The following is an 11,502-nucleotide window of genomic DNA, read 5'->3' as shown; positions in this document are numbered from 1 at the left end:
TCGAAGCGCGAGATAACCGCCCAAGCGGGTTAACGCAGCGGTTTGCGGGCCTCGGAGTAGCGAGATAACCGCCGAAACGGGTTAACGCCGCGGTTTGCGGGCCTCGAAGCGCGAGATAACCGCCCAAGCGGGTAACGCCGCGCTTTGCGGGCCTCGAAGCGCGAGATAACCGCCCAAGCGGGTTATCGCCGCGGTTTGCGGGCCTCGGAGTAGCGAGATAACCGCCGAATCGGGTTTAAGACGTCGTTTGTAGGGTTCGGAGCCGTGGAGTCTATACACGGCTCCTTTTTGTTGTTTCATTGCAGGCAGTGATCGACGGATCATTCGATTAATAACCGTACCCGGACAGAGAAGTGATTATTCGTCGTGCTGACCCATTCCCCAAATAAGTTCAAATCCCCCCTTGCAAAAACTAATCACATTAGTTATTATGAAACTAACGAGATTAGTTAACGAAAAAAAGGAGCGATTCCAATGCGAATCATTCAAAAACAAACGGTGTACCAACTGACCTTCATGCCCCGGTTCTTCCCGGTGAATGCGTATCTGGTCGAGGAGCAAGACAGCCTGACGCTCATCGATGCCGCGCTGCCGTATGGCGTGAAGGGCATTCTGAGTGCAGCGGCCCGCATCGGCAAGCCGATCGCGCGCATCGTGCTGACGCATGCGCACTCCGATCATATCGGCGCGCTCGACGCGCTGAAGGCCGCGCTGCCGGAAGCGACCGTATACATCTCGGCCCGCGACGCGAAGCTGCTGGCGGGCGACTTGTCCCTCGAACCGCACGAGCCGGCTACGCCGATCCGCGGCGGCGTGCCGAAGCCCGGCGCGATCAAGACGGTCCCGGACGTCCTGCTGCAGGACGGCGACCGCGTCGGATCGCTGCTCGCGGTCGCGGCGCCGGGCCATACGCCGGGACACATGGCTTTCCTGGACACCCGCAACCGGGCGTTGATCGCAGGCGACGCGTTGCAGACGCGCGGCGGCATGGCGGTCTCCGGACAGCTGCAGCCGACGTTCCCATTCCCGGCGATGGCGACTTGGAACCGGGAAGTCTCGCTCTCTACCGCCCGCAAGCTCCGGGCGCTCGACCCGTCCCTGCTCGCCGTCGGCCACGGCCTCATGCTCGAGCAGCCGCTCGCGAAGCTCGACCGGGCCATCGCGGCCGCCGAACGCAAGCTGAACGCCACCGCGGAGAGGAAGGGCAGCCATGCCTAGAATCGGTCTCGACCTACCGACGTTAATCCATGCCGCAACCGAACTGGCCGACGCGCAGGGGCTGGAGGCCGTCACGCTGGCTTCGCTCGCGCAGAAGCTGCAGATCCGTTCGCCCTCGCTCTACAATCACGTGAACGGGCTGCCGGATCTGCGCCGCCAATTGGCCCTGTCCGGGCTGGAACAGATGACGGAACAATTCACCTGCGCGCTCGAAGACAAGACGGGGGGCGATTCGGTCCGAGCTTTCAGCTACGCCTACCTTGCGTTTGCCAGAGCGCATCCGGGCTTGTACGAAGCGGTGCAGCGCGCGCCGGAGCCGGACGATAGGCAGCTGCAGGAGGCGGGGGGACGCGTCGTCCAGATGGCGGTGAACGCCCTCGAGGGCTACGGGCTGCGGGGCGATACTGCCCTGCACGCGGTTAGGGGCATCCGCAGCGTGCTGCACGGCTTCGTTTCGCTGGAGCGGCAAGGGGGATTCGGGCTGCCGCTCGATCTCGACGTCACCTTTCGTTTATTGTTGGATACGTTTCTGGAAGGCGTCAAAGTAATGCAAACCAAAGCAGGAGAGGGGCAATCGCGATGAGTTTCATCTTGTTCGTACTGCTGTTTACGATCGGTTGCGGCATGCTGGATTCACGGGTACGCGCCAACTTGAAAAGAGGGGGGAAGTAACATGTTCGCAGGTCACTTTGGATTGGCGGCGGCCGTGAAGGCCCGGTCGCCGAAGGTGCCGCTCTGGGCGCTCATGCTGAGCACGCAGCTGCTGGATGTCATTTTCGCGCCGCTGTACGTGTCTGGGATTGAGACGATCGAACCTGTGGAGGGCGCCGCCGGTTACGGCGGAGGCGTCATTCACGCCGACTATACGCACGCGCTGCTCAGCGCGCTGCTCATCGCCGCGGTGGCGGGATGGTTCGCCGGGCGCCGCTGGGGCAAGCGCGGAGGCATCACGATCGGCGCGGTGGTGATGAGCCATTGGGTGCTGGATCTGCTGGTGCACCGCGCGGACCTGCCGATCCTGCCCGGCAACTGGGGAGATCTGCCGCTGCTTGGCTTCGGCCTCTGGCAGTACCCGGTCGTCTCCGCGATCCTCGAGGGTCTCCTCATCGCGGTCGGCTTGGTCCTGTACGTACGCTCTCTGTACAAAGAGAAGCGCTCGCCCGCTTCCTCTTCCCGCGCGATCTATGCGGCAGGCGGGGCAATGGGCGTTCTGTTGGTCTTGTCGCTCGTGAGCGACTGGCTGGCCCTCGGATAAGCGGGGCGCGAAGAAGGGGAGCCTAGTTTCAGGGGCTTCTCTTTTTCGCCGTTCGCGGCGTTCCTCCGCAAGCAGCATCGACCGCAACATTCCCCCCGCAAGCAGCAATGACCGCGAGGCTTGACGAGGGACGGCGATTGGATTAATATATACTTACATAAAGTAACTAACTTTAAATCATCAAGGAGGGGCGTCAACATGACCCACCGCATTCATCCCGACACGGAGATGGGACGCGTAAGCTTGAAAGTCAGCGACCTGCAGCGGTCGATCCGCTATTACCGCGAAGTGATCGGTCTCCGGCTGCTGTCCGAGGAAGGACCGGGCGCGGCGATGTCGGCGGACGGGGAGGCGCCTCTGCTGCTCCTCGAACAGCTGCCGGACGCAGTCGTGCCGGCCCGGCGGCGGACCACGGGCTTGTACCACTTCGCGATCCTGGTCCCGACCCGCCGGGCGCTGGGACTCGCGGTACGCAACTTCATCGAGCGGGGCGAACCCTTCGGGCAGGGAGATCATCTTGTCAGCGAAGCGCTCTATCTGTCCGATCCCGACGGCAACGGCATCGAAGTGTACGTGGACCGGCCCCGCGACGAATGGACGTACAGCGCGAACGGAGAAGTCGCGATGGCGACCGACCCGGTCGACATCGATGGCCTGCTGCGGGAAGCGGGAGACGAAGCATGGACCGGTCTGCCCGCCGGCACGAAGATCGGACACGTGCATCTTCACGTCGCCGACCTCGCCGCGTCCCAGCGTTTCTACTGCGGCATTCTCGGCTTCGACCTGATGGCCCGCTACGGCGGCCAGGCGCTTTTCGTATCCGCGGGCGGCTACCATCATCATCTCGGCCTGAACACGTGGGCCGGGGCGGGCGCTCCGCCGCCGCCGGCGAACGCGGTCGGACTTCGCTACTTCGAGATCGCGATCCCGAACGAGGCCGAGCTGATCCGGATTCTGGACGATCTGCGCGATGCGGGCATTCCCGCGGAGCCTTACGAGACCGGATGGCTCGTCCGGGATCCGTCGCAGAACCAGCTGCTGCTCCTCGTCCGGTAAGGCAAGGCCGCAAGACAAGAGAGCCGTCCCCGCCCGAAGGCGCGAGACGGCTCTCTTTTTTTGCAGCGGGAACCGCGCTAGGGATCCCTATTCGTCGTCGTGCGCGGTCAGGATGACGGGGCCGTCCTTCGTGATCGCGATCGTATGCTCGAATTGGGCCGACAGCTTGCCGTCCGCGGTGCGGGCGGTCCATCCGTCGTCGTCGATCGTCATCCGCCAGGTGCCGGCGTTGATCATCGGCTCGATCGTGATGACCATCCCTTCCTTGAAGCGGAAGCCTTTGCCGGGCGTGCCGACGTGGATGAAGCTCGGCTCCTCGTGCAGCTCCCGGCCGATGCCGTGGGCGGCCAACTCGCGCACGCAGGAGTACCCGTTCGCTTCCGCATGCTGCTGCAGTGGGTGCATGGCATCTCCGATCCGATTGCCGATGACCGCGTGCTTAATGCCGATGTCGAGGCATTCCTTCGTGACGCGCATCAGCTTCGCCGCCGCGGGCGAGAGCTCCCCGACGCCGTAGCACCAGGCGGAATCTCCGAGCCATCCGTCCAGCTCCGCCACGATGTCGATCTTGACCAGGTCCCCGCTCTTGAGCGGCGTCCGGTTCGGAAAGCCGTGCGCGATGACGTCGTTCACCGACGCGCACGTCGCATAGCGATATCCGTTGTAGCCTTTGGTGAACGCGCGCGCGCCGTGACGGGCCAGCACGTCCTCTACCAGCTCTTCGATGTCCCAGGTGGCGACGCCCGGCCTGATCATCTTCGCGATCTCTTTATGACAAGCGGCCACGACCGCGCCGGCGGCCCTGATCCGCTCGATTTCCGAAGGGGATTTCAATGTCAGCAAGTCGCTCGCTCCTTTCCGTTAGGGTCAACATACTCTTTTTTGCCCGGCCAAGTCAATGGAACCCGGGGCTGCGCGAACGGAAGGAGGCCCGCCGTTCTCTCTATCCTATTCGCGGCAACCGGGATTGCGATTGCCTGTCGCGGCATGGAGGGAGACCCTTCATTTCGATCCCGGAAAGCAAGCGCGCGAAGACGCCCCGGCCGTGCCACAGCCGCAGGAGGCCGCCCGCCGCTCCTTCGCCGCGTTGGCGGGATCTCCAAAAGCAAGGCCGTCATTTGGTGTACTTGAACAAGAATTCGCCATTCGATGGCCGCCGCCGAGCTTCGTAAGGTAGGATGAAGAGAAAGCTTCATCGCAAGCTCCGGAGCACGGCCGGCATGAGGGGGAGTACGATATGTTCAAGCAGCTGCTCGATTTGTTTATCGCATTCGGAAGGTCGACCATGCTCGGTTACGGCGGCGGCCCTTCGATCATTCCGCTGTACCAGAACGAAGTGGTCAACCGTTATCACTGGATGGGCAACGAGGAGTTCGGCAAGGCGCTCGCCTTCGGGAACGCGCTGCCCGGACCGATCGCGACCAAGCTCGCCGCCTATATCGGGTACAAAGTGGCGGGCTGGCTCGGCGCGCTCATGGCCGTTACGGCCGTCGTGCTGCCTACCGCGCTGCTCATGGTTCTGCTGGTCGGGTTGATGCACCGGCTGCAGGGCAATCCGTTCATCAAGGGGATGATCAAGGGCGTGCAGCCGGTCATCTTCGTCATGCTAGCGATGCTCGCGTACGACTTCGCCAAGTACGCGTTCCAGCGCAATCCGGGGGTCGTCAGCTTCCTGCCCTTCGCGCTGGCGGCGGCGTACTTCATCATGGTCCAATATTTAAAAATGAACGCCGTATGGGGCATCGTCGGGTCGTTGATCATCGGCGCTTTGTTCATGAGGGAAGGCAATTGAGCTGAAAAATGGATCTCATAAACGGCTTCGCTGACCGTACTTGTCAGCGGAGCCGTTCTATATTGGAGTCATACAGAAAGGATAAGTTTCACGCCCATCCTATTCTGTATGACCGACGATAAAAACGTGTCGCCGTCTAGGAGGACGGCGAAGCCGTTTTTACTTGGGAGGAACGGCCAAACTAAATCCAAAGGGGATCCGTTACGAATGGACAAGATCGACTACAAGAAAACGAACAAAGCGCTGTACGCGCCTTCCGCCGATGCGCCGTCGCTCGTCGAAGCGCCCGAGATGCGCGTCTGGTCGCTCCAAGGCGCCGGCGATCCGAACACGTCCGCGGCTTATCGAGAAGCGGTCGAAGCGCTGTTCACCTTGTCCTACGGCGTGAAATTCGCCTGGAAGCGAGATCCGGCGGGCGCCGACTACACGGTCATGCCGCTCGAAGCGCTGTATCCGCCGGAGGTGGCGAGTCTCGGCAAGGCGGAATGGCGTTGGACGCTGTTCATCCGCCAGCCGGACGGGACGACGGCGGAGATGGCGGAAGCGGTCCGGGAAGAGGCGATGCGCAAGAAAAAGCTGCCCGCGCTCGCGGAAGCGAAGTTCGGCGTATGGAACGAAGGGCTGTCCGCGCAAATGCTGCATATCGGGTCCTTCGACGAGGAGGGACCGACGATGGCCCGGTTGAACGCGTATATCCGCGAAGCCGGCCTGATCCCGAACGGCGAGCACCACGAGATCTACCTGAGCGACTTCAGGCGGACGGAGCCGGCGAAGCTGAAGACCATCTTGCGGCAGCCCGTTCGCAGGAATGAGGGGTAGCGGCGGAGAAGAAGTCTAGGCGGCGCGAACGCTTGCGTCCGCCTACGACAGAACGGGACTGGAGAGAGCTGCATTGATCAAAGCGGTCGTATTCGACTTCGACGGAACGATAATGGACACGGAGACGGTAGCGTACGAAGCGTTTCGCAGCGTCTTCCGCGAGCACGAGCTGGAATTGCCGCTTGCGCTGTGGGCGCAGGCGATCGGAACGCTGAACGGTCCGTTCGACCCCTATCGGGAGCTGGAAACGGGAACGGGGCGTCCGGTCGACCGGAAGGCGGTCGACGCCAAGTTCAACGATTATTATTATGGCGCGGTTCATCACGTGCCGCTGCTGCCGGGCGTCATCGACGCCCTGGAGGAAGCCAAGCATCTCGGCTTGCGCGTCGGGCTCGCGACGAGCTCCTACCGGGAATGGATCGAGCCGCACTTGCAGCGGCACGGGCTGCTGAAGTACTTCGACGCGATCCACACCGCCGACGAAGTGGACAAGGTGAAGCCGGACCCGGCGCTGTACAAGCGCGCGCTCGCCTCGTTCGGCCTCGAGGGGACGGAGGCGGTCGCCGTCGAGGATTCGCTGAACGGCCTCCGCGCGGCGAAGGGCGCGGGATTGTACGGCATCGTCGTGCCCAACCCGATGACCGCCAGCATGAACTTCGCCGAAGCGGATCTCGTCGTGCCTTCGCTGGACGGCCAGAAGCTTGCCATGCTCATCGCGCATCTGGAGGCGCAGGCTGAAGAGCGCCGGTAAAACCGAGGCCAAGACGTTCGCCTTGCGTTGCGGCGCGTTTCCGAACGGTCGAAGCCGTTGTCCGAGGACGAATACCTGACACGCGAGAATGGCAGTCGACCTGTTTCTTCGACTGCCGTTTCCTTTGGCGGGACTTCATTGTAGACGAAGCGCCCCGAATGCATGTGCGGACGGCCTTCTTTTGCCGGAAATCGGCGGAGGCTCTCGCACGATGTACGTACAAGTTGCGCGTTGTGTTATAATAACGGTAAAACCTTCGCATGAGGTGAACGGATTGAACGCGCAGTCCCCGAAATATCTGCAACTCAAAGAAGAGATCGTGTCCTGGATCGCGGGAGGACGTTATCTGCCGGGAGACAAGCTCCCTTCGGAGAACGAGCTGGCCGAGCGGTTCGCCCTGAGCCGGCAGACCGTCCGCCAGTCCATCGGCGAGCTGGTGCAGGAGGGATGGCTGTCCCGCGAGCAGGGCAAAGGGACGTTCGTGGCGCGGCCGTCGGCCGAACGGCGACCTTCGGGCGGCAACCGCACGGTCGGCCTCCTCACGACGCATATCTCGGATTATATCTTTCCGTCCATCGTCCGCGGCGTCGAGGCCGCGCTGAAGGAGCGGGGCTACCGCCTGCTCCTGTCCAGCACGGACAACCGCAAGGACCGGGAGCGCGAGAGCCTCGAGACGATGCTGACGCAGGGCGTCTGCGGGCTCATCGTCGAGCCGACCAAGAGCGCGGAGGGCAACCCCAACTTCGAAGCGTTCATGGCGCTCGAATATCACGGCATCCCCATGCTCATGATCAACGAGCAATACCCGGATCTGGACTGGCCCTGCGTGAAGCTGGACGACGCGGCCGGCGGCCGGCTGGCGACGGACCATCTGCTCTCGGCGGGCCATCGCCGGATCGCGGGCTTCTTCAAGACCGACGACCTGCAGGGCGTGCAGCGGATGAAGGGCTTCGTCCAAGCCCACCGCGAGCGGCACTTGGCGGTGCCGCCGGAGCTGCTGGTCCGCTATGCGACCGAGGAGAAGGACAGCAGGCCTCACGAGGCGCTGCGGGAGCTGCTCGCCCAGCCGGAGCCGCCGACGGCCATCGTCTGCTACAACGACCAGTTGGCCGTCGGCCTGCTGGACGTCGTGCGCAAAGCGGGGCTGCGGGTCCCCGAAGATCTCTCGATCGTGGGCTACGACGATTCGTTCCTCGCCACCGCGACGGAGATCAAGCTGACGACCGTGGCGCATCCGAAGGCGGAGATGGGGGAGACTGCCGCCATGCTGCTGCTGGACCTGCTGGAGACTGGGCGGCCGGAGGCGCGCCGCGGCAAGGTGTATGAGCCGAAGCTGATCGTACGGGAATCGACCGCGGCGCGGAGACGGGAATAAGCGGCGTTGGTATAGCCATGACGAAGGATCCGATCCGCGGCGGCGGGTCGGTTTTTTTGGTGCCGAATGGCTGCATCGCCGGAGTAGGGCGGAAGCGCGGCCGGCGGTTTGCAGGCGGCGCGTCTCCGCCGGGCGAGGCCGGTTTTCTCCAAGCCAGGCAACGTTCCGATTGTTCGATCCGACGTCCCGCAGCCGCACGATCCTCCTCTCGACACACATGTACGTACAAGTGTATAATGTTCACGAAGACAACGACGGAACGTTTTGGAGAAGGATGTGTTCATATGCTGGAGCAACTCAAGGAATCGGTATGCCGGGCGAATGCCGAGCTGCCGAAGTACGGCTTGGTCACGTTCACGTGGGGGAATGTCAGCGGCTTCGACCGGGCATCCGACTTGATGGTCATCAAGCCGAGCGGCGTGCCATACGAAGCGTTGCAGCCGAACCAGATGGTGGTGGTCGATCTGGACGGGAACGTCGTCGAGGGCGACCTGAGGCCTTCCTCCGATACGCCGACGCATCTCGCGTTGTACCGTGCATTTCCGGGTATCCAAGGGATCGTGCATACGCATTCTCCGTGGGCGACCGTCTGGTCCCAGGCGGGCCAGGGCATCCCGGCGCTCGGAACGACGCAGGCCGATTACTTCTACGGGACGATCCCCTGCACCCGGCCGATGACGACGGCGGAGATCGAAGGCGCGTACGAACGGGAGACCGGCAACGTGATCGTAGAGACGTTCGCAGGCATCGATCCGCAGCGGGTGCCCGGGGTGCTCGTCTACAGCCACGCTCCGTTCGCTTGGGGCAAGGACGCGATGGACGCGCTGCACAACGCGGTCGTGCTCGAAGAGGTGGCCAAGATGGCCTACCATACCCGCCAACTGAATGCGGGCATCCCCTCCATGCAGCAGGCGCTGCTGGATAAGCACTATCTGCGCAAGCACGGCGCGAATGCTTATTACGGTCAACCCGGGATCGGCTAGCGTGAGCCCACGGGGCCGGTCTGCCGAACGGACGACGATTCCCGAAGCCGCGGCTGTAACCGCTCTCAATCATTCTAGAACATTTTTAGAGGAGGATCACGATGAGCAAGAAATACGCTATCGGCGTCGACTACGGCACCCAATCCGGACGCGCCGTGCTGGTGGACTTGACGAATGGCCACGAGATCGCCGATCACGTCACCCCCTATCCGCACGGCGTCATCGACGAGCGGCTGCCGGGGTCCGGCAAGCCGCTCGGCCACGACTGGGCGCTGCAGCACCCGGACGACTATCTGGAAGTGCTGCGCCGCTCCGTGCCCGCCGTCCTGCGGGAGGCGGGGATCTCGCCGCAAGACGTGATCGGCCTCGGCATCGACTTCACGGCGTGCACGATGCTGCCGATCGACGAGCAAGGAACGCCGCTCTGCTTCAAGCCCGAATGGCGGGATCATCCCCACGGCTGGGTAAAGCTGTGGAAACATCACGCGGCGCAGGAAGAGGCGGATCGCCTGAACGCGATCGCGGCGGATCGCGGGGAGCGGTTCCTGCCCCGCTACGGCGGCAAGATCTCCTCGGAATGGATGATCGCGAAAGTCTGGCAGATCCTGAATGAAGCGCCTGAGGTATATGAGGCGACCGACAGGTTCACGGAAGCGACGGATTGGGTCATCTCGCAGTTGACCGGCGCGTTCGTCCGCAACAGCTGTACGGCCGGCTACAAGTCGATCTGGCACAAGCGGGAGGGCTATCCGAGCCCGGGCTTCTTCGGCGCGTTGGATCCCCGCATGGCGAACTTGACCGAGACGAAGCTGCGGGGCGACATCGTGCCGCTCGGGACCAAAGCGGGCGAGCTGACGCCGGAGATGGCGGCGTTGACCGGCCTCGCGGCAGGAACGGCCGTAGCGGTGGGCAACGTGGACGCGCATGCGGCCGTCCCGGCGGTGGGCGTCGTCACGGAAGGCAAGCTCGTGATGGCGATGGGCACGTCGATCTGCCATATGCTGCTCGGCACGGAGGAAGTAGAGGTCGAAGGCATGTGCGGCGTTGTCGAGGACGGCATCATTCCAGGCTATCTGGGCTATGAAGCGGGACAATCCGCGGTCGGCGACATTTTCGAATGGTTCGTCGAAGAGGGCGTACCGGCATACGTCAAGGAAGCGGCGGAGCGGGAAGGCGTAGGCGTCCACCAGTGGCTGACCGACCGCGCTTCGCGGTACAAGCCGGGACAGACGGGGCTCATCGCGCTCGACTGGTGGAACGGCAACCGCTCCGTGCTCGTCGACACGAACTTGACCGGCGTCGTCGTCGGCTATTCGCTCCTGACGAAGCCGGAGGAGCTGTACCGGACGCTCTTGGAAGCCACCGCCTTCGGGACGCGGACGATCATCGACGCCTTCCACGGCAGCGGCGTGCCGGTACGCGAGGTATACGCCTGCGGCGGGCTGCCGCAGCGCAACCCGCTGCTGATGCAGATCTACGCGGACGTGACGAATCGCGAGATCAAGGTGGCGGACTCCAAGCAGACGCCGGCCGTCGGCGCGGCCATGTTCGGCGCGGTAGCGGCGGGCAGCGCGAAGGGCGGCTACGACAGCATCGTCGACGCGGCCCGGGCGATGGCGCGGGTGCGCGAAGAGACGTTCAAGCCGATCCCGGAGAACGTGGCCGTCTACGAGCGGCTTTATCGCGAATACCGCGAGCTGCACGATTACTTCGGCCGAGGCGCCAACGACGTCATGAAGCGGTTGAAGACGCTGAAGGATGAAGCTTCGCACTCTTCATAAGGTTGGCAGAGAAAGCCGTTCCGCACCCGAATGGGAAGCGGGGCGGCTTTTTTTTAGCGGCAAATGGGTTTTGGCCAGTATCGCTTTCAGGGCTTACACACCTAATAATCGTAGGGAATATTCATCTTCGGTTGGGCAAAGGTCCCCTGGAATTCATCGGCTGGGACCTGTCCGGTGGTGCTCGCCGATGGTGCTCGCTAGTGATGCTTGATGGTGGTACTTGTCGGTGGTGCTCGCTGGTGGTGCCTTGCTGGTGGTGCCTTGCTGGTGGTGCTTGCTGGTGGTGCTCGCTGGTGGTGCTTGATGGTGGTGCTTGATGGTGGTGCTTTCTCGTGGTGCCTGATGGTGATGCTTGCTGGTGGTGCTTTCTCGTGGTGCCTGCTCCCCAATTAATTGTAATCATACAACTTATTTGGCTCCCATTGGCGGAGAAGAGGCATTTACTTGCAAACGTACAACTTATTCAGTAGAA

Annotated in this window: 11 protein-coding genes; 10 read left to right on the top strand and 1 reads right to left on the bottom strand. The window is 62.9% G+C overall.

The features are described from left to right. The first annotated feature begins 474 nt into the window (after positions 1 to 474). The 4 genes from H7C19_RS13895 (at position 475) to H7C19_RS13880 (ending at position 3,529) form a co-directional block, all read left to right on the top strand. Complete coding sequence (locus H7C19_RS13895; protein WP_185143245.1) at positions 475 to 1,218, top strand: MBL fold metallo-hydrolase; 744 nt, start codon at positions 475 to 477, stop codon at positions 1,216 to 1,218. Continuing rightward, positions 1,211 to 1,801: a TetR/AcrR family transcriptional regulator gene (locus H7C19_RS13890; protein ID WP_185143244.1), complete on the top strand. Its 591-nt coding sequence runs from the start codon at positions 1,211 to 1,213 to the stop codon at positions 1,799 to 1,801. Before H7C19_RS13895 ends, H7C19_RS13890 begins: the two co-directional genes overlap by 8 nt. A gap of 90 nt (positions 1,802 to 1,891) precedes the next feature. Further along, entirely contained in the window at positions 1,892 to 2,473 is a 582-nt protein-coding gene (locus H7C19_RS13885) for a permease (RefSeq protein ID WP_185143243.1), read from the top strand. A 198-nt stretch (positions 2,474 to 2,671) separates the two neighbouring features. Beyond that, entirely contained in the window at positions 2,672 to 3,529 is an 858-nt protein-coding gene (locus H7C19_RS13880) for a VOC family protein (RefSeq protein ID WP_185143242.1), read from the top strand. Between the two features lie 87 nt (positions 3,530 to 3,616). On the opposite strand, the gene map is transcribed toward H7C19_RS13880, so the two are convergent. Beyond that, positions 3,617 to 4,372 carry a type I methionyl aminopeptidase gene (gene map, locus H7C19_RS13875; protein WP_185143241.1) on the bottom strand — a complete coding sequence of 252 codons (756 nt, stop codon included), beginning with the start codon at positions 4,370 to 4,372 and terminating at the stop codon, positions 3,617 to 3,619. Between the two features lie 394 nt (positions 4,373 to 4,766). Between map and H7C19_RS13870 the strand changes: the two genes are divergently transcribed. The 6 genes from H7C19_RS13870 to H7C19_RS13845 all read left to right on the top strand — a co-directional run bounded on the left by H7C19_RS13870 (position 4,767) and on the right by H7C19_RS13845 (position 11,030). After that, entirely contained in the window at positions 4,767 to 5,321 is a 555-nt protein-coding gene (locus H7C19_RS13870) for a chromate transporter (protein WP_185143240.1), read from the top strand. Between the two features lie 207 nt (positions 5,322 to 5,528). Then, the gene (locus H7C19_RS13865; protein ID WP_185143239.1) at positions 5,529 to 6,140 is read left to right on the top strand and encodes a GyrI-like domain-containing protein; all 612 of its coding nucleotides are present in this window, start codon (positions 5,529 to 5,531) and stop codon (positions 6,138 to 6,140) included. A gap of 73 nt (positions 6,141 to 6,213) precedes the next feature. Next, positions 6,214 to 6,891, top strand: coding sequence for an HAD family hydrolase (locus H7C19_RS13860; RefSeq protein ID WP_185143238.1), 678 nt, complete (start codon positions 6,214 to 6,216; stop codon positions 6,889 to 6,891). Between the two features lie 274 nt (positions 6,892 to 7,165). After that, complete coding sequence (locus H7C19_RS13855) at positions 7,166 to 8,266, top strand: GntR family transcriptional regulator (RefSeq protein WP_246469501.1); 1,101 nt, start codon at positions 7,166 to 7,168, stop codon at positions 8,264 to 8,266. 284 nt (positions 8,267 to 8,550) lie between these two features. Then, the gene (gene araD / locus H7C19_RS13850) at positions 8,551 to 9,249 is read left to right on the top strand and encodes an L-ribulose-5-phosphate 4-epimerase (protein ID WP_281384858.1); all 699 of its coding nucleotides are present in this window, start codon (positions 8,551 to 8,553) and stop codon (positions 9,247 to 9,249) included. Positions 9,250 to 9,350: 101 nt separating this feature from the next. After that, positions 9,351 to 11,030 carry a ribulokinase gene (locus H7C19_RS13845; RefSeq protein WP_185143236.1) on the top strand — a complete coding sequence of 560 codons (1,680 nt, stop codon included), beginning with the start codon at positions 9,351 to 9,353 and terminating at the stop codon, positions 11,028 to 11,030. The last annotated feature ends 472 nt before the right edge of the window (positions 11,031 to 11,502 follow it).

Source organism: Cohnella nanjingensis, from assembly GCF_014212125.1.
Classification (GTDB): domain Bacteria; phylum Bacillota; class Bacilli; order Paenibacillales; family Paenibacillaceae; genus Cohnella; species Cohnella nanjingensis.
This window is presented reverse-complemented; position numbering and strand designations above follow the sequence as displayed.

What these genes read in the sequence shown, in the direction of transcription:
- H7C19_RS13895 (WP_185143245.1), top strand. Translation starts at nt 475, where the DNA reads ATGCGAATCATTCAAAAACAAACGGTGTACCAACTGACCTTCATGCCC.
- H7C19_RS13890 (WP_185143244.1), top strand. Translation starts at nt 1,211, where the DNA reads ATGCCTAGAATCGGTCTCGACCTACCGACGTTAATCCATGCCGCAACC.
- araD (WP_281384858.1), top strand. Translation starts at nt 8,551, where the DNA reads ATGCTGGAGCAACTCAAGGAATCGGTATGCCGGGCGAATGCCGAGCTG.
- H7C19_RS13880 (WP_185143242.1), top strand. Translation starts at nt 2,672, where the DNA reads ATGACCCACCGCATTCATCCCGACACGGAGATGGGACGCGTAAGCTTG.
- H7C19_RS13845 (WP_185143236.1), top strand. Translation starts at nt 9,351, where the DNA reads ATGAGCAAGAAATACGCTATCGGCGTCGACTACGGCACCCAATCCGGA.
- H7C19_RS13870 (WP_185143240.1), top strand. Translation starts at nt 4,767, where the DNA reads ATGTTCAAGCAGCTGCTCGATTTGTTTATCGCATTCGGAAGGTCGACC.
- H7C19_RS13865 (WP_185143239.1), top strand. Translation starts at nt 5,529, where the DNA reads ATGGACAAGATCGACTACAAGAAAACGAACAAAGCGCTGTACGCGCCT.
- H7C19_RS13885 (WP_185143243.1), top strand. Translation starts at nt 1,892, where the DNA reads ATGTTCGCAGGTCACTTTGGATTGGCGGCGGCCGTGAAGGCCCGGTCG.